The following is a 426-nucleotide window of genomic DNA, read 5'->3' on the forward strand; positions in this document are numbered from 1 at the left end:
TGAAGACTTAGATATAGCCTTTAAAAAATCACTAAAATATTTAATCAAACATACACACGCTATAAAAAATGCGCTACAATCCCCTTACTCCAACGGAAAATTAGAAGGGAAAAACAATTTAATCAAGGTCTTTCAGCGAGTGGCTTTTGGATTTAGAAACTTTAGTAATATGCGAAGAAGAATCTTTTTATACGAAGAAAATTGGCATACAAAACAACCAACTAAAAGAAATTGTGGGGAGAAATCCGCCTAAATCTCTTTCTCAATCAGACTGCTATTGTAACAGGCGAGCTTTCGCTTGTGCAAGGGCTTTGCAAGGGGCTGACCCAAAAGTAGCCCCTATGTGAAAAAATAGAGGTCTTTCCATTTAGATAGTAGTGGAAAGATCTCTATTTATCTTTTGAAAGTGAATACAAAAATAAAGCA

Annotated in this window: 1 protein-coding gene; it reads left to right on the plus strand. The window is 35.0% G+C overall.

Going from position 1 to position 426, the window contains the following annotated elements; genetic code table 11:
- Positions 1–253 (plus strand): transposase (locus tag ACTQZM_RS12065; protein ID WP_441653902.1); only part of this gene is annotated, 253 nt, incomplete at its 5' end.
- Positions 254–426 lie beyond the last annotated feature (173 nt).

It is taken from the genome of Enterococcus cecorum, assembly GCF_052119425.1.
GTDB classification, from domain to species: Bacteria; Bacillota; Bacilli; order Lactobacillales; family Enterococcaceae; genus Enterococcus_E; species Enterococcus_E cecorum_C.